Here is a 22,034-nt window from a genome sequence, read left to right on the forward strand (position 1 = left end):
CGGCATGCTAGGGCTCGGGTACAATACGCTGCTGGTGGCCACCGGGGCCGGGCTGCTTGGCCTCGCCGCAGGGGTGGCCGGGGCATTCCTGTACCTGCGCAAGCGGTCGCTGATGAGCGATGCGATTTCCCATGCCACCCTGCCCGGCGTCGCGGTCGCCTTCCTCGTTATGGTGGCACTCGGCGGCGAGGGGCGGGCGCTGGTCGGGCTGCTGACCGGGGCGGCGCTGTCCTCTCTCGCCGGGCTGGCGATCGTGCACTGGCTGAACCGGCACACGCGGCTTGGCGAAGACGCGGCGATCGGGGCGGTGCTTTCCGTCTTCTTCGGCTTCGGCATCGTACTGCTGACGGTGATCCAGACCATCGGCGCGGGGCGGCAGGCGGGGCTGGAGAGCTTCCTGCTCGGCTCAACCGCGGGGATGCTACGCGCGGATGCCTGGGTGATCGCGGCGGGCGGGGCGCTGGCGCTCGCGGCCTGCGTGGTGCTGCGCCGGCCGATGACGCTGGTCAGCTTCGATCCGGAATACGCGGCAACTCAGGGCCTGTCCCCGGCGCGCGTGGACATGGCGATGATGGCACTGGCGCTGGCGGTGACGGTAGTGGGGCTGAAGATCGTCGGACTGATCCTGATCGTGGCACTGCTGATCCTGCCGGCGGTCGCCGCGCGGTTCTGGACCGAGAGGAGCGAGGCCGTCGCGCTGCTCGCCGGGCTGATCGGCGGGGTGTCCGGCAGCGCGGGGGCGATCCTGTCCTCCCTCGCCCCCGACCTGCCGACGGGGCCGATCATCGTGCTGGTGGCGGCGGCGATTTTCACCGTGTCGCTGCTGCTGGCACCGACGCGCGGGGTGCTGGCCGGGGTGCTGGCACAGCTCAGCTTCCGCCGCCGGGTCCACCTGAGGCAGGGGCTGCTGGCGCTCGCCCACGGGCACCGCATTCACGAAGCGTATACACAGCGCCTGCTGCGCCGGTCGGGCCTGATCCGCGCCGACGGCGTGGCGACGGAGGCGGGACAGCGCGCCGCCGCCCGCGCGGCGCTGGACGAACGGCGCTGGCACGTGCTGCGCGGGCTGCCTGATGCCGCGCCGGTTTCGGCGCGCTATGACGGGCTGACCCCGGTGGACACGCTGCTGACCGCCGACCAGATCGCCGCGCTCGACCGGCGGATGGCGGGACCGGGGGGCACGGCATGAGCGGCGCGGAATTCGTCCCTCTGTCGCTGCCTCCGATCGTGATCGGCGTGCTGGCAGCGCTGGCCTGCGCGCTGCCAGGAAACTTCCTGCTGCTGCGGCGGCAGGCGCTGATCGGGGATGCGATATCCCATGTCGTGCTGCCGGGAATCGTGGCGGGGTTCCTGCTGACTGGTGCGGTGACGACCTGGCCGATGATGCTGGGCGCTGCGGGGGCCGCCGTGCTGGCCGTCGCGCTGATCCAGCTTGTGCAGCGGGTCGGGCGGATTGAACCGGGCGCGGCCATGGGCGTGATCTTCACCACCATGTTCGCAGGGGGCGTGCTGCTGCTGGAACAGTCAGACACATCCTCCGTCCACCTCGACGTAGAACATGCGCTTTATGGCAACCTCGAAAGCCTGATCTGGCTGGACGCGACGGGATGGGCCAGCCTGACCGACCCGGAGGCGCTGGTCTGGCTGCCCCCGGAACTCGGACGAATGGCGGTGGCGCTGGCTGTGGTCGCGCTGTTCATCGCGATCCTCTGGCGGCCGCTGGCAATTTCGACGTTCGACGAAGGGTTCGCGCGCACCCTCGGCATTCCGGTGACGGCGCTTGGCCTCGCGCTGGTGATCGTCGCGGCGATTGCCGCCGTGGCCGCGTTCGACGCGGTCGGGTCGATCATCGTCATCGCCATGTTCATCTGCCCCCCCGCCGCCGCCCGACTGATGACGGACCGGCTGGCGGTGCAGGTCGGGTGGAGCGCGGTCTTCGCCACGCTTTCGGCTGTGCTTGGCTACGTGCTAGCGGGATATGGGCCGCTCTGGCTCGGCTATCCGGACTCGGTCAGTGCGGCGGGGATGATCGCGACGGTGTCGGGGCTGATCCTCGGCGCGGCGGCGCTGTTCGGGCCGCGGCGTCAGAGGGTCTGAGCCGCGAGCGCCGCGAACCCCTTGTCGAACAGTGCGGTGCGGTCGGTCTCCGTTACCGGCACATGCGCCTCTCTCAGCGCGGTGACGTAGGCTTTCGCCAGCGCGCCTGCCCCGATCACCACCGCCTGCTGCCCCAGCCAGAGCGTGCGCGTCGCCCCGATCTCGGCCCCGAGCAGGGTGCCGATCTTCGCGCTGGCGCTGCGGGCATCGTGCAGCAGCAGGGGCAGGCGTTCGGGCCGGTCGCGCGCGGTGTCCATCCCGACGGGTGCGGCGTCGTCCAGCCCAAGCGCACGGGCAATCTCCGGGGTTGCGCTGCCCTGCTGGTGGATGATCTCGCGCGCCGAGAGGGTCGCCCAGACGGCGCTGTCCCCGACCACCACGGCGACGCCGTCCCAGTGCGGATTGAGCGCGAGGAACCCGATCAGCGCCAGCCGGTCAGGCGCGGGAATCGCGCCCATGGCAGGCAGATGGAATCCGGAGGGGGTTTCGGGCAGGCTTTCGGGACAGACCCTGCCGGTGCCCGGCCCCGCCGCGATGTCCGGCGCGCCGACGACGAACAGCCGGGATGCGCCGTCCGCGCCCCAGATCCGGTCGCTGCCAAAGATCCTGCCCTGCCAGTCCATGCCCGCGAGATAGGCGGGCACGGGGGCCGGGTCAATCGCGCTATTCCGCCGCCTGCGCCTGCGCGGTCAGGGCGGTATGGGCGTCGTACTGGGACAGGAAGACCTCTCCGCTCAGTTCGACGAGGAAGTGGGACCGTTTCAGCCGGTCCATCACCGGCCCCTTCACCTCGGACAGGTGCAGCTTGATGTCCAGTTCCGAGAGGCGGGTGTTGATCGCCTCCAGGCTTTCCAGCGCGGACATGTCGATTTCGTTTACCGCAGAGCACATGAGCACGACATGGCGGATCGGCTGGTCGCAGACGATACGGTCGTAGATCAGGTCCTGCAGGAAGGCGGCGTTGGCGAAGTAGAGGCTTTCGTCGATCCGCATGGTGACGACTGCGGGGTCGGTTTCGACGCGATGCCGCCTGATGTTGCGGAAGTGCTGGGTGCCGGGAACCAGCCCGACCTCCGCCACGTGGGGGCGGGAGGTCTTGTAGAGAAACATCAGGATCGACAGGGCGACACCGGCAGACACGCCGATTTCCACCCCGGCGAGCAGGGTCAGCAGGATGGTGGCGGCGACGGCGGCAAAGTCGACGCGATTGTAGGTCCAGGTGCGGCGCAGGATCGACAGGTCGACGAGGCTCAGCACCGCGACGATGATCGTGGCGGCCAGCACGGCCTTGGGCAGGAAGAACAGCAGCGGGGTCAGCAGCAGCGCGGCAAGGCTCAGGCCGACGGCGGTGAAGGCCCCGGCGGCGGGCGTCTCCGCCCCCGCGTCGAAGTTCACGACAGACCGGGCAAAGCCGCCGGTGACCGGGTAGCCGCCCGAAAAGGCCGCCGCGATGTTGGAGGCACCGAGGCCGACAAGCTCCTGATCCGGGACGATGCGCTGGCGTCTCTTCGCGGCAAGGGTCTGGGCGACAGAGACGGATTCCACAAAGCCGATGACGGAGATCAACAGTGCGGAGACGAAGAGGTCGCTCCAGAGCGAGGGGGCGAAGGACGGCAGGGTGAGCGGCGGCAGGCCGGTCGGCACGTCTCCGACCACCGCGACGCCCCTGTCCGCGAGGCCGAAAGCGCGGACGGCGAGTATCGACAGCGCCACCGCCATCACCGGGCCGGCCTTGGCCAACAGGTCGGCGAGGCGCGGCGGAAGGCCGGCGGAACGCAGCAGGGGCTTCAACCCCCTGCGCACCCAGAAAAGGAAGGCGAGAGAGGCCGCGCCGATCGCCAGTGTGGTCAGCTGAGTGTCGCCAAGGTGCGCCACGATGCCGCCGATCATGCCGATCAGGTTCGATCCGCCCGCCTGGATGCCGAGGATATGCTTGACCTGCGAGGTCGCGATCAGGATGCCGGAAGCAGTGATGAACCCGGCGATGACCGGATGGGACAGAAAGTTCGCCAGAAAGCCGAGCCGGAACAGGCCCATGGCCAGCAGCATCACCCCCGACAGGAAGGCCAGCGTGATCGCCGCCGCGATATATTCGGGCGTGCCCTGCGCCGCGATCTTGCCCGCCGCCGCCGCCGTCATCAGCGACACCACCGCCACCGGGCCGACCGCCAGCGCGCGCGATGTGCCGAAGACCGCGTAGGCCAGCAGCGGCAGGATGGAGGCATAGATCCCCATCTCCGGCGGCAGTCCCGCCAGCAGGGCGTAGGCCAGCGACTGCGGGATCAGCATGATCGTGACGATCACCGCCGCCACGAGGTCCGAGGTCAGCGTGGTCCGGTCATAGCGGCGCGACCAGTCGAGGATCGGGACATGCCGCCGGAGGCGGTCCGTCGAGAACTGGCGCTTTGACCGGGGGGTGGGCAGGGGCGACGACACGGGGAACGACCTTGGGCGGACTCGGGGCTGCCCTACACATAGTATATTATGAATGTGTTTTGCAAGCCCCGGGACCGCCCGTATCCGAACCCGGCATCAGTACCCTGTTCAGCCGGCGATTTCCCGCGCCGTGATCGTGTAGGCAAAGCTGTCCGGCGCCAGTTCGTCCTGCCGCACGCCACCGATTTCGGCCTGCGGATACATCAGGAAGGGCACCGGGCCGTCCTCTGCCCCCGGGAGGGTCACGTCATGGGCAGTATTGAGGGCGATCCAGTTGCCCTCTGCCGCGCCGAAGAGCGCCGCGCGAACGTCCTGAACCGCGGGATCGGCAAGGGTGAGGGTCTTCGGAGGTTCCTCCAGCACGACCTTGCGGACATCGGCCGGATCGGCGGGGACCCAGCCGAAGCCGTCGACGAAGACCTCCGCCCGGCAGTGCTGCGCCTTGGTGACCACCTCCGACCCTGCGCCGAGGCTCTTGTAGCCGAAGGCAGAGGGCGCGACGCGCAGGCCGTAGAGGTCGCGCGCCGGAAGCCCCGCCGCCCGCGCCAGTCCGACAAACAGCGCGTTCAGATCGGCGCATTTGCCGGTCAGGTCGCCGGAGTGCAGCATCGTGGCCACGTCGCCCAGGCCACAGCCGCGGGTCTCGGGATTGCGTTCGGTGCTGTCGACCACCCAGTCGTAGATCGCGCGGGCCTTTTCGAGATCGCCGGACATGCCGGCGGTAATGATTTCGGCGGTGTCGCGCACGATGCCGTCGGTCGGGATCAGCCGGGTCGAGGCGGTGTGGGCGGCACGCTCCTCAGCGCTCAGGGTCGCGGTGCCGGGGGCGGTCAGGTCGACCGCGCGGCTCTGCGTGCGGACATCTGTGAAGAGGTCGAGCGTGGCGGGGGTGTCGCCCGCGCTCCACCGGGCGTGCACGAAACGGGCGCCGGTGTTCACGTCGGTCACAAGTTCGGCGCTGTCGGCAGTGGTGGTCCAGGTCGCGTCGCCGGGGACGGACCAGTCGGCATCGGCGTGGGCGGGTACGGGAACCCAGAGCTGCGCGGGCTTGCCGCCGCGGGGAAGGTCGACGTGAACGGTCAGTTCAAAACGTCGCCACCCCTGCGGGCGGGGGTTGTAGGCGGCGAGAAGCGGCTGTCCGAGGAAGGCGGCGGCCGTACCGGCGGCCAGGAACGTGCGTCTGTCGAGGGTCATTCTATCCGGGTCCTGCGTTGCGTTCGCCCCGCGATACCCGAGCCGCGGGGGAACCTGCAAGGGCAGGACCGGGGGCGCTCCCCCCGGCCGCGCCGTGCGGCGTTCCCCCAGGATATTTCAGCAGACCAAAGAGGGGGGCGTCACATGGGCATCGGCATGATTTCGGCCACCTCGACGGCGCCGCCGCCCTCGACCATGGGATTTCCCTTTGCCATGTCGCAGGCCTGCTCGATGCTGGCGGCTTCGACCACGGACCAGCCGAAGGCGGCGTTCGGAACGGTGTCGGTGACGCCGTCGCGTTTCACCAGCTTCGACAGGCCGACGGGTTCGCCGGGTTCGATCAGCGCGGGGCCGAGGCTTTGCATCCACTTGCCCCACTGTTCGATCGCAACGGCGGCGTCTTCGGGCGACATGTCGATCGGGGCATCGGCGTGGTAGACGTAGAGGAACTTGGGCATGGGTCCGTCCTTTCGGAGCCTGTGGCGCGGCGCATCATTCCTGAAGCGACGCATCGGGGTTGAGGAAGAAGTCGAGCTTGCGGAGAGAGGAGAGCCAGCCACGGGTATGGCTCTGCGCGGCCTCCACGTCGGCCAGATCGCGATGCGACAGGGTGAGGCGGGCGCCCTCGGCGGTTTCCTCGACCGTAAAGGTGACGTGGCTTTCGGGGCCGCGCCTGCCTTCCGGGTCGCGCCAGGCCCAGGTGAAACCGACGGAGCCCCTGCCCTGTTCGGGCGGAGAGACATGGGTGATCTGGCCCGAGACGTGGTAGGTGTCGCCGCTGCCCTTGCCGATCATGGTGCAGGACCACGGGCCCGGACGGCGCAGGTCCATGTCGCAGGAGTCGAGGTAGACGCCCTCGGGTCCGAACCACTGGATCAGCTGTACCGGTTCGGTCACTGCGCGCCAGAGCCGGGAGAGGCTGACATTGTAGTGCCGGGTGAAGTCCACGTCGGCGGTTTCGGCGTCCTTCATTCTTCCTCTCCCTCCGGGTCGAGCGCCAGCAGCGTGTCCAGCCGGTCGAGGCTGGAGGCCCAGAAGGCGCGGTGGTCCATGGTCCAGCCGTTCACCGCGCGCAGGGCATCGGCGTTGGCGGAATAGTAGCGGTGTGTGCCTTCGACCCGCTGGCGGATCACTCCGGCCTCGCGCAGAACCTTGAGGTGGCGGGAGATCGCGGGGGCGGAAATCGTGGCCTCTGCCGCCAGGGTTCCGGCGGGAAGTTCACCCCGGCGGAGGAGCTTTTCCACCAGGTCCAGGCGGGTGTCGTCAGCCAGGGCGGCAAAGGTTCGGGTCAGCTGTGTCATGGGCACAGACTGGCGCGATTCGTTATTTAACGCAACCGTTAAATATGAGTCGGTGCCGTGGCGAAGTCATCTTGCGCATAGCCCTGCAGATAAAGCAGCGCCGTCAGGTCGCCGTGGTTGATGCGGATGTCGCACTGGGCGGCGACCGCCGGCTTGGCGTGCAGCGCGACCCCTGCCCCGGCGCGGCCCAGCATGCCGAGGTCGTTGGCCCCGTCGCCAACCGCGATCACGTCGCTTTCGGCGATGTTTAGCCTTGCCGTGATCTCCTCCAGCGCCTGCACCTTGGCTTCCCGGCCGAGGATGGGGCGGGCGACCTCTCCGGTCAGGCTGCCACCGGCGGCAAGCAGGGTGTTGGCACGGTTCTCGTCAAAGCCGAGCGTGGCGGCGATGCGCGCGGTGAAGGCGGTGAAGCCGCCGGAGACAAGCGCGCAGTAGGCCCCGTTCGCTTTCATCGTCGCGATCAGTTCGGGACCGCCGGGCATCAGGGTGATGCGATTGGCGATGACACTGTCGATCACCGTTTCGGGCAGTCCCTTCAGCAAGGCGACACGTTCGGTCAGCGCACCCTCGAAGTCGAGCTCGCCGTTCATGGCGCGGGCGGTGATGTCCTTGACGCGGGCGCCGACGCCGGCCTCTTCGGCCAGTTCATCGATGCACTCCTGCCGGATCATGGTCGAATCCATGTCGGCGAGCAGCATCTTCTTCTGCCGCCGCTCTGCCGGCTGGATATTGAGATCGGTCCGCATCTGCTGAAGATCCGCCCAGACCTCGCGAAAATTGCCGGGGCGGGCCGGCAGCGGGAACTCTGCCGCCACGCCCCGGGCCAGCCAGCGCAGGGGGCCGCCACCCCAGGCATTGCGCAGGGATTCTGCGGTGACCTGGTCGAGGGCGGGGGCGGTCAGGGTGACGATCTGCATGGCGTTTCCCGGTCGGAGCGTGTCTTTCGGCTGCGGTTATGACCGCCCTTGCCGGGGTTGGCCAGAGCCGTCGGACCCCGCCTATGCCGATGCCTTTGCGGGGAATTTCGCCGGTCGGGCCCGTTAACAACCTTGTCGTTGTGAAATAGGAACGCATGGTCTAACGATTCAATTGAGCTGTCGCGGCGCCGTAATTGAAGTGACTTAGTAAATGATGTCCCTGCTACACCGGATCAGTGATCTGTCGCGGCACAACAAGATCTTCGTCCAGATCCTGTCGGACTGCCTGTTTATCTCTCTCTGCTTTTTCATGGCCATGGCTCTGCGCCTGGACGGGTTCTATTTCACCGAGGATGCGACGATCTGGCTGCCCATGCTGGTTGTCTTCCCCGTCACCATCGTCAGCTTCGTGCGGCTCGGGCTGTACCGGGCCATCGTGCGCTACATCACGTCAGAGGCGCTTGGCGCGGTGGCGATCGGGGTGGTCGTGTCCTCCATAACGCTGGCGGCGGCGAGCGCGATGTTCGACGTCAGCGTGCCGCGGTCGGTACCGGGGATCTACGCGATCCTGCTGCTGTTCACCGTCGGCGGGTCGCGGTTCATCGTGCGCAGCGTGTTCCGGCGCAGCATGAAGAGTTCGCGCAAGCCGGTGATCGTCTATGGCGCGGGGGACGCGGGGCGGCAGCTGGTCAATGCGCTGACGCATTCCAAGGATTACCGCCCGGTCGCCTTTGTCGACGATGACGAGCGGCTGCATCAGACCTCCATCGCCGGGTTCCGGATCTATGCGTCGGACAAGGTGCCGAACCTGATCGTGCGGACCGGGGCGCGGGCGATCCTGCTGGCGCTGCCCTCGGCCTCCCGCGCGCGGCGGCGGGAAATCGTGCAGGCCCTGTCGCCACACAAGATCGAGATCAAGACGATCCCGGGGGTCGAGGACATCGTCAACGGCAAGGCCAAATTCTCCGACATCCGGACGGTCACGCCGGAGGACCTGCTGGGTCGCGACCCGGTGCCGCCGCGGCCGGAGCTGATGCGGCGCAACATCTCGGGCAAGGTCGTGCTGGTCACCGGCGCGGGCGGGTCCATCGGCAGCGAACTGTGCCGGCAGTTGATCGAATATGCCCCGAAGGCGCTGGTGCTTTACGAGCTGTCGGAGTTTGCCCTCTATTCGGTTGAAGCCGACCTGCGGGAGATCGCGGCGCGGACGGGCATGAAGATCGACATCTTTCCGGTGCTGGGGTCAGTGCAGAACCCGGAGCGGACGCGCGCGGTCCTCCGCTCTTTCGAGGTGCAGACAGTCTATCACGCCGCCGCCTACAAGCACGTTCCGCTGGTCGAGGAGAACGTCGTCGAGGGCGTGCGCAACAATGTCTTCGGGACGCTGAACCTCGCGCGGCTGGCGATCGAGACGGGGGTGGAGCAGTTCATCCTGATCTCAACCGACAAGGCCGTGCGGCCGACGAATTTCATGGGCGCATCCAAGCGGATGGCAGAGCTGATCTGCCAGGCGCTGGCGGCCGACCAGGACCGCACCGCGTTTTCCATGGTGCGTTTCGGCAATGTGCTGGGGTCTTCCGGATCGGTGATTCCGAAGTTCCAGGCGCAGATCGACCAGGGCGGGCCCGTGACGGTGACTCATCGCGAGATCAACCGCTATTTCATGACCATCCCCGAGGCCGCGCAGCTGGTGATCCAGGCCGGGGCCATGGGCAAGGGCGGCGACGTCTTCGTGCTGGACATGGGGGAACCGATCAAGATTCTCGACCTCGCCCTGTCGATGATCCGGCTACACGGGCTGACGCCCTACGTGGTCGACAGCATGGAAGAGGTCGACAAGACGCGCGGCGACATCGCGATCTGCATCACCGGCCTGCGCAAGGGCGAGAAGCTCTACGAGGAACTGCTGATCGGCGACAACTCCTCGGGCACGGATCACCCGCGGATCATGACGGCTTCCGAGGTGTTCCTGCCATTCGACAGGCTGAACGGGCTGCTCGACCGGCTGGCGGGGGCCTGCAAGGCGTTCGACGTGCAGGCAATCCGCAACATCTTCCTCGAGGCGCCGCTGGCCTATGCGCCGAACGGCGATGTCATCGCCGACCTGATGTGGGCCGAACGCCGCGCAGCCGTGCTGCCGGTCGATCCGAAGCCTCTGCGGGTCGTGGAGATGGCGCAGGGCAAGAAGCGCTCCTGAGGAGCGCTTCGACAAGACTTACTTGGTCAGGATCAGCTTGCCCGCGCGGGTGATGCGCAGGGTGTAGACCTGCCCCTCCAGGTCGATTTCCGCCTTGTTGCCGTCCCCGGTCAGGTCGCGCGCCTGATGCAGGGGGACATGGTCGTTCGCGGGCTGTTGCCGGGTCTGGCGCATCATGCCGTCCATGTCAGCGCCTCCGGCTTTTCGCGGAAGGCGAACCGCAGCAGGTGGTCTTCGACGATGAACTTGGCGCGGGCCAGTCCTGCGTCGTCCGGACCGGTGACCTCGACCGTCAGCGCAGCGGCGTCGGCCTGCATTTTCGCAGGTCCCGGCGGCAGATCGGCGCGGCCCGAGGTTTCGTCATAGCTGACCGCAACCTTGTGGCCGAAATGCTTGCAGAGGGCCTGAAGATAACGCGAGGCGTTCGGGGTTTCGAATCGTGTCGAAGCTGACAACATCGGCGCGTCCTTTCTGATTCTTTTAGTAAGGTATTTAATTGACCCAGATTTGGCAAGGGTCTAGAGGTCGACGGAACAGCCGGCGGGGATTTCCAAGCCGGCCCCCTTCCCGATCCGAGGTTCCGCATGACCCTGACCAGACTGCTCTGTTTCGCCGCCGCGCTTGGCCTTGCTGACCCAATGACCGGATTCGCCGATCCGGTCATTTTTGACGGGGCGCAGGGTTCGGTGACGCTGGAGGCGGTGCCGGACCGGATCGTGGCGCTGGATGTCGCGGCGGTGGACACGCTCGCGGCGCTTGGCGTCACGCCTGTCGGTGTCTCCGTCCCGCTCTACGTGCCCTATCTCGACGCGGTGGCAGAACAGGCCGCGCCGGTCGGGTCCTTCTTCGAGCCGGACATGGAGGCGATTGCCGCCCTCGCCCCCGACCTGATCGTCGTCGGCCCGCGCGCGGCGGCGATGGCGGACGGGCTGGGCCGGATCGCGCCGGTTGCGGACATGAGTGTCGGCGTTGACGCCTATCGCGACGGGCTGGCGCGGCTGGCGGCCTATGGCACGATGCTGGGGCTCGAAGAGCGTGCGACCGAAATCGCGGAGACGCTGGAAACGCGGCTGGCCGAGGTGCGCGCGATGGTCGGGTCGCAGGGCGGTACGGCGCTGATCCTGATGACCAACGGGCCGAAACTGTCGGTCTTCGGTCCGGAGAGCCGGTTCGGCTGGCTGCACACGGAGGTCGGCTTCCGCCCCGCGGTCGACGGCATCACCGACAGCCGGCACGGGGAGGCGGTGTCCTTCGAATATATCGCGGAGGCCAACCCCGACACGCTGCTGGTCGTCGACCGTGGCGCGGCGATTGCCGACGGGACGCAGGCGGCTGCCGCCACGCTCGACACGCCGCTGGTGCAGGGTACCAAGGCGGCGCAGGCGGGGCGGATCATCTACCTCTCCCCGGCGGAGCTTTATATCGCCACCGGCGGCGTCATGTCCCTGATCCGGACGCTGGATGAAATCGCGGCCGCGCTCGGGGCGATGTGAATGCGGCTGGCGGGCCTCGGGCTTCTCGCGCTGCTGATCGTCGCCTCGCTGCTCATCGGGGCGGCGGACATGTCTGCGCAGGGCCTGCTCACCACGGCCGAGGGGCGGGCGCTGCTGTTCGAAAGCCGGCTGCCCCGGACCCTTGCGGCCGTGCTGGCGGGGGCCGGGCTGGCCGTGTCGGGGCAGGTGATGCAGGTTCTGGCCCGCAACCGTTTCGTGGAGCCGATGACCGCCGGGGCCGGGCAGAGCGCCGCGCTTGGCCTGCTGATCTGCCTGCTGCTGCTGCCGGGCGCGTCGATCGGGGCGAAGATGGCTGCGGCCTCGGTCGCTGCGCTGGCGGGCAGCCTTGGCCTGATGGCGCTGATCCGTCCCCTGCCTCCGTCGCAGCCGCTGCTGGTACCGCTGGTGGCGCTGGTCTACGGCGGAGTGATCGGCGGGGTCGTCACCTTCATCGCCTGGCAGGGCGACCTGATGCAGCTGCTCGGCACCTGGCTGACCGGAGAACTGTCGGGCGTGCTGCGGGGGCGCTATGAACTGCTGTGGATCGCGGCCGGGGCCTCTGCCCTGACCTATCTGATCGCGGACCGGCTGACCCTGCTGACCCTGGGCGAGGATGCGGCGCGGGCGCTTGGCCTCAACGTCGGTCTGGTGACGGCGGCGGCGGTGGCGGCGGTGTCGGTGGTGACGGCGATGGTGGTGGTGACCATCGGGTCGCTGCCCTTCGTCGGGCTTGTCGTGCCGAACCTCACCGCGCGGCTGGCCGGGGACAACCTGCGCCGCGCGCTTCCCCTGACCGCGCTGGCCGGAGCTGGGCTGGTGCTGGCGGCGGACCTTCTGGGCCGGGTGGTGCGCGCGCCCTACGAAGTGCCGGCCGCCACCATGATCACGGTGATCGGCGCGGCGGCGTTCGTCGTCCTGCTGAACCGGGGGACGGCACGTGTCTGACATGGGGCGACGACTGGCCCTGATCGCGGGGGTGCTGGGGGTCTGCGCATGCGCCTACATGCTGGTCGGGCTGACCGGACCGCTTGGCTTCGTGCTGCCCTACCGCGGTGGCAAGCTCGCCGCGCTGGCTCTGGTCGCGGTGGCGCTATCGGTGGCGACGGTGCTGTTCCAGACCATCACCGCGAACCGGATCCTCACGCCGTCGCTCATGGGGTTCGACGCGCTCTACGTGCTGGTGCTCACCGTCATGGTGCAGGCGCTTGGTGCATCCGGGTTCGCCGCTTTGTCGCCGCCGACCCTGTTCGCGGTAAACCTCGCCGGGCTCGCCGGGTTGGGGCTGGTGCTGTTCGTCGTTCTGATGCGGCTGGCGAAGGGCGACATGGTGCGGCTGTGCCTGACCGGGGTCGTTCTGGGGCTGCTGATCCGGTCGGCGACGCACCTGCTGCAACGGCTGATCGATCCGGGCGATTATCAGGTGGTGCAATCGCTGTCGGTGGCGCGATTCACACAGGTTGACGGCACCCTGCTGGCGATCGCCGCGGCCGCGGTCGGCGCGGGGGTTGCGCTGGCGTGGCGTCTGCGGCACCGGCTGGACGTGCTGGATCTGGGCGAAGCGGCGGCGACCGGGCTGGGAGAGCCGCCTGCGCGGCTGCACCGGCAGGCGCTGCTGCTGATCTGCCTGATGGTCGGGTCGGCCACGGCGCTGGCGGGGCCGATGGCTTCGGGCGGGTTCGGCCCGTCGAGCTTTTTCGGGCTGGTGGTGGTTGCCTTCGCCCGGCTCGTCACGCCGACGCACCGGCATGCGGTGCTGATCCCCTCGGCCGTGCTGATCGGGGCGGTGGTGCTGATCGGCGGGCAGCTTGTGCTTGAACGCCTGCTCTCACTGTCCACGCCGCTGATCGTGGTGATCGAGCTGATCGGCGGCGCGACATTCCTCATCCTCCTGCTGAAAAGGCGCGCCGCATGATCCGGATCGAAGGCCTTCACCACCAGATTGCCGGGGCGGAGGTGCTTCGCGGCATCGACCTGACCCTGCCCGAGGGCGGGGTGACGGCGCTGATCGGACCGAACGGTGCGGGCAAGTCGACGCTGCTGTCGCTGATCGCACGCCTGATCCGGGTGCAGCGCGGCCGGATCGAGATCGGCGGCCATGTCGTCGGGCAGACCCGCGACCGGGACCTTGCCCGCGTGGTCGCGGTGCTGGCCCAGGGGGCGCATGTTTCGGCCCGGCTGCGGGTGGCGGAGCTGGTCGGCTTCGGACGCTACCCCTGGCATCTGGGCCGTCCCGGTGCGGCGGATCATGCGGCGGTCGACGCGGCGCTGGAGCGGTTCGACCTGACCGGGCTGCGCCACCGATTTCTCGATGAGCTGTCGGGCGGGCAGCGGCAGCGGGCCTTCGTCGCGATGGCCTTTGCCCAGGACACGCCCTACCTGCTGCTGGACGAACCTCTCAACAACCTCGACATCGCCGCCGCGCGGGACCTGATGACACTGGTGCGCGGGCTGGCGGACGAGGCCGGGCGGACCGTGGTGATCGTGCTGCACGACATCAACTATGCCACGGCCTTCGCCGACCGACTGGTGGTGCTGAAACAGGGCCAAGTGGTGGCGCAGGGCGCCCCGGGAGAGGTCGTCTCTGCCCCACTTCTGGCCGATGTTTTCGGCACTGCGGCCCGCGTTGAACAGATCGACGGACGGCCGGTCGTTCTCGTCTGAGGTCAGTAATTGACAATTTTTGTCTGATTTACTATCGCGGAGCGGACAGCCAGCCAGACCGCCGCACATCGCCGTCCCGCCAGCCCGCAGAAAATATCATTACGGGAACGGGACATGACATTCACGACACGGGCACTTCTGCTTACCGGCGCGGCGATCTGCACGGGCTGGGGCGCGGCCCCGGTTCTGGCGCAGGAGGCGGTGGAACTGGATACGATCCGGGTCGAATCCGATGCGGCGCAGGACGTGCTGGGGAACACCCAGATCTCCGAGGAGGAGATCGAGGAGCGCAACGCCCAGACCATCGCGGACGTGTTCGACGGACAGACGAAAATCACCGCCTCGGGCGGCGCGCCGATTGCCCAGAAGGTCTTTGTCCACGGGATCGAGGAAAGCCTTCTGAACGTCACCATCGACGGTGCTCGGCAGAACAAGTCGGCCTTCCACCATGTCGGCAACGTGCTGATCGACCCCTCGCTGCTCAAGCAGGTGGACATCACCTCGGGCCTCGCCCCCGCCGACCAGGGTCCGGGCGCGCTGGCCGGGTCCATCGCCTATGAAACGAAAGACGCGCGCGATCTGCTGGAACCGGGCGACGCCTTCGGCGGGCAGGCGACGCTGAGCTATGGCAGCAACGCCGAAACCTTCCGCCGCAGTCTTACCGTCTATGGCATGCAGGGCGGGTTCGAATATCTGCTGAGCGGAACCAAATCGACCGGCGACGCCTACAAGGACGGGTCGGGCGCGACGGTGCCCTACACCGGTGCGGGGCTGACGAATTACGTGGCCAAGGTCGCCTATACCTCGGACACCGGGAAGCGGCTGGAATTCTCGGTCGACCATACGGAGGACTCCGGTCCCCGTGCGGGGCAGCCGCGGGGCGGGCTGGTCTATATCCGGCCCGACTTCAACAACGTGGGCGGCACGGTGATCCCAGTTCAGGCGGTTTCGACGCGGCGGTCCTACGCCTTCACCTACACGGACGAGGCGCCGGACGGCATCTGGGCCCCGACGATCCAGCTGGCTTACAACGAGCAGGAACTGGACGGCGCTCAGGTCACCAAGGGTCTGAACACCAGCCTCAGCGGTACCGTGAAGAACGACTTCACGATCGGTGGCGGGGTGCTGACCGCGGGTCTCGACTTCTTCCACGACACGGCCGAAAACACCGGTGCCCCGGCAGCCGGGACCGGCGCGAAGGAGACGATCGACAATATCGGCGTCTTTGCCCAGATGCGGCAGGACGTGGGTGCGCGGGTGTCCCTGTCCTACGGGGTGCGGGCGGATTTCCAGCGGTTCCATACGGCGGACGGGCAGAGCTTTGACAGCTCCGGCATCAGCGTGAACGCCGCCGCCGACGTGGTACTGACCGACCGGCTGACGCTGAACATCGGCGTGGCCTCCGTCTGGGGCGGGTATGAGCTGAGCGAGGCGTCGCTCATCAATACCACGTCCGGCGCTGCGGTGGTCTCGCCCTGGGTCTATTCCAACATCAAGCCGTCGCGCGCCAACAACGCGCGGATCGGGCTGCGCTACGACTCCGGTCCGTGGACCGCAAGCGGCGCGCTGTTCTACACCGAGGTGAAGGATGCGCCCTACCTGTTCAACGCGTCGCGGACGGACGGCACCTCGCCCTATCCGACCATCGTGACCAAGGGGGTCGATGCCTCCCTCCGCTACACCACGGCGACGGGCTATGTTCAGGCGAACTACACCTATGCCGACGTGACGCTGAACGGATCGCAGATTTCGTCCACCTCCTACTACTGGGGCCGTCCAATGGGGCACCTGTTCGGCCTGTCCGCCGCGTTCGAGGTCGCGCCGGGCGTGATGCTGGGCGGGTCTGCCGAGATCGCGCTGAAGAACGACAAGGGCACCACAACCCTGCCGGGCTACGAGGTGGTCAACGTGTTTGCCACCTACACCCCGCGGCAGTTCAACAATCTCGAGGTCCGGCTCGACGTGCGCAATGTGTTCGACGAGACCTACAGCCGCCGCAGTTCGGACGGTATCGACTTTGGTGCGGTCACCCCGCTGACAGAGCCGGGACGGACCATCGCGCTGACGGTCAACACCAAGTTCTGACCGTATGGGGGCGCTGCGGCGCCCCCTTACCGTTCCGCCACCCTGCCCGGTTCACGCCACGCGGGTGTCGATCGGCAGGGTCGTCGCGCATTTCAGCCGCTTCATCGCAAAGCTTGGCGAAAATTCCCGCACCGGGAGCGCGCTGACGATCAGGTCGCGGATGCGGTCATAGTCGGCCATGTCGCGCGCCACGATGCGGATGACATAATCGTCGCGGCCTGCAAGCTGATAGGCCTCCATGATCTCGGGCAGTTCCGCGACCACCTGTTCGAACTTCGCCAGCCACTCCGCCGTCTGTTCCGTCGCGACGATACCGACGAAGACGGTAAGGCCCAGTCCGATGCGTTCGGGGTCAACCAGCGCGACACGGGCGCGGATGATCCCGGTTTCGGTCAGGCGGCGCACACGCTTCCAGCAGGGGGTCTGGGACAGCCCGACCTCCTCGGCCAGGCGCACCAGCGGCAGGGTCGCGTCCGCCATCAGGCAGGCGATGATCTTGCGGTCGATCCGGTCCAGTTCCATCCGATCCTCCGGCGAGTCGTCTCGCTTTCCCGTGAGAATGGCGCGAATCCACAAAAAATCTACTGTCTTTATCGTGTATAGGCGAAATCCCGACTTCTCCCGGCGGGAATTCGGTGATTTAATACTCTGATGATCACCCAGAAGACCAAATACGCCCTGAAATCGCTGATGGCACTCGGGGCGGCCGGGCCCGGTGTCGCGATGACCATCGAGGAGGTCGCGCAGAGGTCCGGTGCGCCCAAGCGGTTCCTGGAGCATATTCTGCTTGAATTGCGCAAGGCGGGCTATCTGGGGGCGCGGCGCGGGCGGGCCGGGGGATACTTCCTGATCCGGTCGCCGGAAAAGGTGTCGCTTGGCGAACTGCTGCAACGGATCGACGGACCGATCGCCCCCCTTCCCTGTCTGTCGCGCCGAGCCTACCGTCGCTGCGACGACTGCCGGAACGAGGAAACGTGCCAACTGCGGCGGGTTTTCGGAGAGATTTTCTGGAGCTACCTGCTGCTGATCGAATCGCTGACGCTGCAGGATCTACTGCAAGGTCATGATTTTCTGTCCGAATCCCTGGAGGATCCCGCCGTGGACCTGTCCGGCACAGTGGAGTCCCTGTCGCCCGACACCCCTGCCAGAGAATAATTTTCTCTCCGGCGCGACAAGAACGGCAAATCTGCACTCTGTAAAACACGACAAAGACAGTGGATATTTGTGGCATTGGGCCATCGTGCCCGTCATTCGTCAGGAGGCCAGAATGTCCGACGCCGCTGCCAAGTCCCGGTCGCCCCGCGTTCACGCGCTGAACCTTGTCGACCGACACACCGGAGAACCTCTCCGCATTTCGGGGAGGGTGCTGACCATCCTCGCCCGTGACCCCCGTATCGCCGCCCGCGATCTCATGCAGGACCGTGACCCGGCCCGCTGGTTGGTCCGCGCGGCGGAACCTGAAATTGCTTCTCTCTGACCCCACAAGGAGACCGATCATGTTGCAGACCCTTCTCAGAACTCCCGCAGCCACCGCCCTTGCCGCTCTGCTTGCCGGCAGCGCGCTGTTCACGCCGTCGCTGGCCGTGGCGGAGATCAAACTGCTCAACGTGTCCTATGACCCGACACGCGAATTCTACCGCGATTACAACGCGCTGTTTGCGAAGTGGTGGGAGGCGCAGGGCAAGGAGCCGGTGGTCATCGAACAGAGCCACGGCGGATCCGGCGCGCAGGCCCGCGCGGTGATCGACGGGCTGGAAGCGCAGATCGTCACGCTGGCACTTGCTTCCGACATCGACGCGATTGCGCAGAACAGCGACCTCGTCGCGAAGGACTGGCAAGCGCAGTATCCGCACAACTCCTCGCCTTACACCTCGACCATCGTGTTTCTGGTGCGCAAGGGGAATCCCAAGGGCATCCAGGACTGGAACGACCTGATCAAGGACGACGTGCAGGTCATCACGCCGAACCCCAAGACATCGGGCGGAGCGCGGTGGAATTTCCTTGCCGCCTGGGGCTGGGCCGAGAAGATCACCGGCGACGAGGCGAGCGCGAAGGACTATGTCTCGCAACTGCTGCGCCATGTGCCGGTGCTGGACACCGGAGCGCGCGGGGCGACCACGACTTTCGTGCAACGGGGCGTCGGCGACGTGCTGCTGGCATGGGAGAACGAGGCCTTTCTCGCGCTCAAGCAGATGGGACCGGATGCGTTCGACATCGTGGTGCCCTCTGTCTCGATCCTCGCGGAGCCGCCGGTGGCGCTGGTCACGGGCAACCTGAAGGACGAGGCGCAGAAAGAGGCGGCGGAGGCCTATCTCAGCTACCTCTATTCGCCCGAGGCGCAGGCGCTGGCGATCGCGCATTACTACAGAAGCTGGGATCACAGCCAGGCAAAGCCGGAGGACGTGGCGCGGTTTCCCGAGACGGAGCTTGTCACCATCGCCGACTTCGGGGGCTGGAGCGAGGCGCAGCCGCGGTTCTTCGGCGACGGCGGCGTGTTCGACCAGATCTACGGGGAGTGATCCGCATGCTGCGCGCGCCCTCCCCCCTGCCGGGTTTCGGGCTCGGCCTCGGCGTCCTGCTGTCGGCGCTGACGGTGATCGTGCTGGTGCCGCTGGCCGCGCTGCTTGGCCGGGGCGTGGTGATGGGCCCGGCAGAGATGGCCGGGCACCTGTCCTCCGGCCGGGTGCAGGCGGCGCTGTTGCTGTCGTTCCGCGCGGCTTTCATCGCCTCGGCCTTCAACCTCGTGTTCGGGCTGGCGCTGGCCTGGGTGCTGACGCGCTACCGGTTTCCGGGGCGCAGGCTGATCGACGCGGCGGTGGACCTGCCCTTTGCCCTGCCGACTGCGGTGGCGGGGATCGCGATGACCGCACTTTACGCGCCGAACGGGGTCTTCGGGCAGCTGCTCGCCCCGCTCGGCATCCAGATCGCCTATGCGGAGGCCGGGATCTGGGTCGCGCTGATCTTCGTCGGCCTGCCCTTCGTGGTTCGGACCGTCCAACCGGTGATCGACGAGATCGACCCGGAGTGGGAGGAGGCCTCGGCCACGCTCGGCGCGTCCCGCCTGCGCACGCTCCGGCGGGTGGTGCTGCCGACGCTCGCGCCATCGCTGATGACCGGCTTCGCCATGGCGCTGGCGCGGTCGGTCGGGGAATACGGGTCGGTGATCTTCATCGCCGGCAACATCCCGAAGATGACGGAGATCGCGCCGCTGCTGATCGTGATCCGTCTCGAGGAATTCAACTACGACGCCGCCGCAGCGATCGGCCTGGCGATGCTGGGCATCTCCTTCGCCATGCTGCTGGTCATCAACGCCATGCAAATCTGGAACATCAGGAGGATCGGACATGTCTGACACGGTTTTTGACGACCTTGATCACCCGCAGGACCGCATGCTGCCCGCCGGGGGCGGGATCGTGATTGCGGCGATCTTCGGATCGCTCGGCATCGGGGCCGCGCTGGCGGTCTGGCTGGCGGGCGCGGGGCTGGTGGCGGCGCTGGCGGTCTATCTCAGCCTGCCCGCCATGCTGACGGTGATCTTCGCGGCGACGCTTCCGGCGCGCCGCAGGCCGGTCCGGCGGGTCCGTCGCCTTTCGACGGAGAGTCGCCATGCATGACGCCGCCCTGTCCCCGGTCCGGACCGAATCCCGGCCCTGGCGCACCGGATTGATTATCGGTGTCATGGCCCTGACCTTCGTTCTGCTGCTGGCGCCGCTGGCCGTGGTCTTTGCCGAGGCGCTGCGCAACGGCCTGTCCGCCGCCGTCACCAGCCTGAGCGAACGCGACGCCCTGTCCGCAATCCGCCTGACCCTGCTGGTCGCCGCTGTTGCAGTGCCGCTGAACGCGGTGATCGGGCTGGCGGCGGCCTGGGCCATCGCCAAGTTCGATTTCCGTGGCAAGGCGGTGCTGATCACGCTGATCGACCTGCCGTTTTCGGTCTCTCCCGTGGTGGCCGGGCTGGCGCTGGTGCTGCTTTACGGGTCACACGGGCTGCTTGGCAACTGGCTGGTGGCGCAGGACGTCAAGGTGGTCTTCGCCCTGCCGGGTCTGCTGCTGGCGACGCTGTTCATCACCTTCCCCTTCGTCGCGCGGGAACTGATCCCGGTCATGACCGAACAGGGAAGGGCAGAGGAGGAAGCGGCGCTGACGCTTGGCGCGTCGGGCTGGCACATGTTCCGGACCGTGACGCTGCCGAACGTGAGATGGGCGTTGCTCTATGGCGTGCTGCTCTGCAACGCGCGGGCCATGGGGGAATTCGGCGCGGTCGCGGTGATCTCGGGCAAGATCCGGGGGCAGACGACAACCATGCCGATCATGATCGAGATGCTCTACAACGAATATCTTTCCGTGGCGGCCTTTGCCATGGCCGCCCTGCTGGCCGCGCTGGCCCTTCTGACCCTTGCCCTGAAATCCGCGCTGGAATGGCGGCACGCCGATTTCCTTTCCGCCACCCGCCGCCACTGACACAGGAGACCTGACATGCATATCGAGATCGACGAAATCGCCAAGTCCTTCAACGGCACACAGGCGCTGCACCCGGTGTCGCTGTCGATCCCCTCGGGGGCGATGACGGCGCTGCTCGGCCCCTCCGGTTCGGGCAAGACAACCCTGCTGAGGATCATCGCGGGGCTTGAGACTGCAAGTTCGGGTCGCATCCTGCTGGACGGGAAGGATGCGACCTTCACGCCGGTCCAGCAGCGGCGCACCGGCTTCGTGTTCCAGAGCTACGCGCTGTTCCGGCACATGACCGTGCAGGAAAACATCGCCTACGGCCTGCGGGCCCGCCCCCGGCGCGAGCGTCCCTCGGGCGAGGAAATCTCGCGGCGGGTGGAGTGTCTGCTTGCCTTGATCCAGCTGCCCGAGATCGGCCGCCGCTATCCGTCGCAGCTGTCTGGTGGCCAGCGCCAGCGGGTCGCGCTGGCCCGCGCGCTGGCGACGGAGCCGCGGATGCTGCTGCTCGACGAACCTTTCGGGGCCCTGGACGCCCGGGTGCGGCGGGACCTGCGCGCCGGTCTGCGCGAGATTCACGATGCGACCGGGCTGACGACCGTCTTCGTGACCCACGACCAGGAGGAGGCGCTGAGCCTCGCCGATCAGGTCGCGGTGATGTCCATGGGGCGGATCGAACAGGTCGGCCAGCCGCGCGACGTGCAGGAACGGCCGGCGACGGAATTCGTGAAGAGTTTCCTGGAAACAGCCCCGGCGCTGTGACCGCAGAGGACACGGGGCGCGTGCGGACAATTTGACGCTGGCTCCGAGAGGGCTGGCTCTGCCCCGCCTGCGGGTCTAGAAACGAACCGTGATGTCTGTTGTCCGGTCCCTTCTGGTCACACTCTGCGCCGTGGTCATTCTGGCGTCGGGAAGTGTCGTGTCTTCGGCGCTCATGGCGCCGGACCGCGGCGATGCCGCCATGGAACAGATCGGCCTGATCGGAATGGATGCCGGCGACATCTGCGGCGATGTCGCCCACGATCATCGCTGCCCGTTCTGCCACATGGTCGCGGCGCCCTCCTTGCCCGGCCCGGCCGACATCGAATCCCGGCTTCTGCCGCATTCCGCGTGGCGACGTGCGACGGACCTTCACCGCGCGGCGCAGGCGCGGGATCATGCCCGCTCTCCCAGGGCGCCCCCCTCCATCGGCTGACACCGCCCCCTG

Annotated in this window: 26 protein-coding genes; 16 read left to right on the forward strand and 10 right to left on the reverse strand. The window is 67.5% G+C overall.

Annotation, left to right across the window (positions count from 1 at the left end; all coding sequences use genetic code 11):
- Positions 1-4 precede the first annotated feature (4 nt).
- Both IEV87_RS13500 and IEV87_RS13505 read left to right on the forward strand, forming a co-directional pair.
- A complete protein-coding gene (locus IEV87_RS13500) occupies positions 5-1,189 on the forward strand; it encodes a metal ABC transporter permease (RefSeq protein WP_188478179.1) in 1,185 nt (394 codons plus the stop codon).
- The gene (locus IEV87_RS13505; RefSeq protein ID WP_188478180.1) at positions 1,186-2,097 is read left to right on the forward strand and encodes a metal ABC transporter permease; all 912 of its coding nucleotides are present in this window, start codon (positions 1,186-1,188) and stop codon (positions 2,095-2,097) included. The genes IEV87_RS13500 and IEV87_RS13505 overlap by 4 nt, the downstream gene beginning before the upstream one ends.
- Here IEV87_RS13505 and IEV87_RS13510 read toward each other — a convergent pair.
- The 7 genes from IEV87_RS13510 to serB all read right to left on the reverse strand — a co-directional run bounded on the left by IEV87_RS13510 (position 2,085) and on the right by serB (position 7,945).
- A complete protein-coding gene (locus IEV87_RS13510; protein WP_188478181.1) occupies positions 2,085-2,741 on the reverse strand; it encodes a 2-dehydro-3-deoxygalactonokinase in 657 nt (218 codons plus the stop codon). The genes IEV87_RS13505 and IEV87_RS13510 overlap by 13 nt on opposite strands.
- A 19-nt stretch (positions 2,742-2,760) precedes the next feature.
- Complete coding sequence (locus IEV87_RS13515; RefSeq protein ID WP_229737563.1) at positions 2,761-4,533, reverse strand: SulP family inorganic anion transporter; 1,773 nt, start codon at positions 4,531-4,533, stop codon at positions 2,761-2,763.
- 108 nt (positions 4,534-4,641) lie between these two features.
- Complete coding sequence (locus IEV87_RS13520) at positions 4,642-5,727, reverse strand: transglutaminase-like domain-containing protein (protein WP_188478182.1); 1,086 nt, start codon at positions 5,725-5,727, stop codon at positions 4,642-4,644.
- A gap of 140 nt (positions 5,728-5,867) precedes the next feature.
- A complete protein-coding gene (locus IEV87_RS13525) occupies positions 5,868-6,185 on the reverse strand; it encodes a hypothetical protein (protein ID WP_188478183.1) in 318 nt (105 codons plus the stop codon).
- Positions 6,186-6,219: 34 nt separating this feature from the next.
- Entirely contained in the window at positions 6,220-6,699 is a 480-nt protein-coding gene (locus IEV87_RS13530) for an SRPBCC family protein (protein ID WP_188478184.1), read from the reverse strand.
- Positions 6,696-7,028, reverse strand: a complete 333-nt coding sequence (locus IEV87_RS13535; protein ID WP_188478185.1) for an ArsR/SmtB family transcription factor — start codon at positions 7,026-7,028, stop codon at positions 6,696-6,698. The genes IEV87_RS13530 and IEV87_RS13535 overlap by 4 nt, the downstream gene beginning before the upstream one ends.
- A gap of 38 nt (positions 7,029-7,066) precedes the next feature.
- Positions 7,067-7,945 carry a phosphoserine phosphatase SerB gene (serB, locus tag IEV87_RS13540; protein ID WP_188478186.1) on the reverse strand — a complete coding sequence of 293 codons (879 nt, stop codon included), beginning with the start codon at positions 7,943-7,945 and terminating at the stop codon, positions 7,067-7,069.
- Between the two features lie 211 nt (positions 7,946-8,156).
- Here serB and IEV87_RS13545 point away from each other — a divergent pair, with 211 nt between their 5' ends.
- The gene (locus IEV87_RS13545) at positions 8,157-10,142 is read left to right on the forward strand and encodes a polysaccharide biosynthesis protein (protein ID WP_188478187.1); all 1,986 of its coding nucleotides are present in this window, start codon (positions 8,157-8,159) and stop codon (positions 10,140-10,142) included.
- Positions 10,143-10,160: 18 nt separating this feature from the next.
- Here IEV87_RS13545 and hemP read toward each other — a convergent pair whose 3' ends face one another.
- Both hemP and IEV87_RS13555 read right to left on the reverse strand, forming a co-directional pair.
- On the reverse strand, positions 10,161-10,319 hold the full coding sequence (gene hemP / locus IEV87_RS13550) for a hemin uptake protein HemP (protein WP_229737638.1): 159 nt from the start codon (positions 10,317-10,319) through the stop codon (positions 10,161-10,163).
- Positions 10,316-10,600 carry a DUF2218 domain-containing protein gene (locus IEV87_RS13555; protein ID WP_188478189.1) on the reverse strand — a complete coding sequence of 95 codons (285 nt, stop codon included), beginning with the start codon at positions 10,598-10,600 and terminating at the stop codon, positions 10,316-10,318. Before IEV87_RS13555 ends, hemP begins: the two co-directional genes overlap by 4 nt.
- Before the next feature lie 126 nt (positions 10,601-10,726).
- Between IEV87_RS13555 and IEV87_RS13560 the strand changes: the two genes are divergently transcribed.
- The 5 genes from IEV87_RS13560 (at position 10,727) to IEV87_RS13580 (ending at position 16,381) form a co-directional block, all read left to right on the forward strand.
- Complete coding sequence (locus IEV87_RS13560) at positions 10,727-11,635, forward strand: siderophore ABC transporter substrate-binding protein (RefSeq protein WP_229737569.1); 909 nt, start codon at positions 10,727-10,729, stop codon at positions 11,633-11,635.
- Positions 11,636-12,580 carry an iron chelate uptake ABC transporter family permease subunit gene (locus IEV87_RS13565; protein ID WP_188478190.1) on the forward strand — a complete coding sequence of 315 codons (945 nt, stop codon included), beginning with the start codon at positions 11,636-11,638 and terminating at the stop codon, positions 12,578-12,580.
- Position 12,581: 1 nt separating this feature from the next.
- On the forward strand, positions 12,582-13,547 hold the full coding sequence (locus IEV87_RS13570; protein WP_188478191.1) for an iron chelate uptake ABC transporter family permease subunit: 966 nt from the start codon (positions 12,582-12,584) through the stop codon (positions 13,545-13,547).
- Positions 13,544-14,296: an iron ABC transporter ATP-binding protein gene (locus IEV87_RS13575; RefSeq protein ID WP_188478192.1), complete on the forward strand. Its 753-nt coding sequence runs from the start codon at positions 13,544-13,546 to the stop codon at positions 14,294-14,296. Before IEV87_RS13570 ends, IEV87_RS13575 begins: the two co-directional genes overlap by 4 nt.
- 114 nt (positions 14,297-14,410) lie before the next feature.
- Positions 14,411-16,381: a TonB-dependent receptor domain-containing protein gene (locus IEV87_RS13580; protein WP_188478193.1), complete on the forward strand. Its 1,971-nt coding sequence runs from the start codon at positions 14,411-14,413 to the stop codon at positions 16,379-16,381.
- A 51-nt stretch (positions 16,382-16,432) separates the two neighbouring features.
- On the opposite strand, the gene IEV87_RS13585 is transcribed toward IEV87_RS13580, so the two are convergent.
- On the reverse strand, positions 16,433-16,903 hold the full coding sequence (locus tag IEV87_RS13585; protein WP_229737571.1) for an Lrp/AsnC family transcriptional regulator: 471 nt from the start codon (positions 16,901-16,903) through the stop codon (positions 16,433-16,435).
- 129 nt (positions 16,904-17,032) lie between these two features.
- Here IEV87_RS13585 and IEV87_RS13590 point away from each other — a divergent pair, with 129 nt between their 5' ends.
- From IEV87_RS13590 to IEV87_RS13625, 8 genes are all read left to right on the forward strand, one after another.
- Positions 17,033-17,536, forward strand: coding sequence for an RrF2 family transcriptional regulator (locus IEV87_RS13590; protein ID WP_188478194.1), 504 nt, complete (start codon positions 17,033-17,035; stop codon positions 17,534-17,536).
- Positions 17,537-17,648: 112 nt separating this feature from the next.
- Positions 17,649-17,858: a hypothetical protein gene (locus IEV87_RS13595; RefSeq protein ID WP_188478195.1), complete on the forward strand. Its 210-nt coding sequence runs from the start codon at positions 17,649-17,651 to the stop codon at positions 17,856-17,858.
- A gap of 19 nt (positions 17,859-17,877) precedes the next feature.
- Positions 17,878-18,900, forward strand: coding sequence for a sulfate ABC transporter substrate-binding protein (locus tag IEV87_RS13600; RefSeq protein WP_188478196.1), 1,023 nt, complete (start codon positions 17,878-17,880; stop codon positions 18,898-18,900).
- Positions 18,900-19,733: a sulfate ABC transporter permease subunit CysT gene (gene cysT, locus IEV87_RS13605; protein WP_188478450.1), complete on the forward strand. Its 834-nt coding sequence runs from the start codon at positions 18,900-18,902 to the stop codon at positions 19,731-19,733. Before IEV87_RS13600 ends, cysT begins: the two co-directional genes overlap by 1 nt.
- Complete coding sequence (locus IEV87_RS13610) at positions 19,726-19,995, forward strand: hypothetical protein (RefSeq protein ID WP_188478197.1); 270 nt, start codon at positions 19,726-19,728, stop codon at positions 19,993-19,995. Before cysT ends, IEV87_RS13610 begins: the two co-directional genes overlap by 8 nt.
- On the forward strand, positions 19,988-20,842 hold the full coding sequence (cysW, locus tag IEV87_RS13615) for a sulfate ABC transporter permease subunit CysW (RefSeq protein WP_188478198.1): 855 nt from the start codon (positions 19,988-19,990) through the stop codon (positions 20,840-20,842). The genes IEV87_RS13610 and cysW overlap by 8 nt, the downstream gene beginning before the upstream one ends.
- Positions 20,843-20,857: 15 nt before the next feature.
- Positions 20,858-21,589 (forward strand): sulfate/molybdate ABC transporter ATP-binding protein, encoded by a 732-nt coding sequence (locus tag IEV87_RS13620; RefSeq protein ID WP_188478199.1) that lies wholly within the window; start codon positions 20,858-20,860, stop codon positions 21,587-21,589.
- A 91-nt stretch (positions 21,590-21,680) separates the two neighbouring features.
- A complete protein-coding gene (locus tag IEV87_RS13625) occupies positions 21,681-22,022 on the forward strand; it encodes a hypothetical protein (RefSeq protein WP_188478200.1) in 342 nt (113 codons plus the stop codon).
- The last annotated feature ends 12 nt before the right edge of the window (positions 22,023-22,034 follow it).

It is taken from the genome of Primorskyibacter flagellatus, assembly GCF_014638275.1.
Taxonomy (GTDB): Bacteria; Pseudomonadota; Alphaproteobacteria; order Rhodobacterales; family Rhodobacteraceae; genus Pseudooceanicola; species Pseudooceanicola flagellatus_A.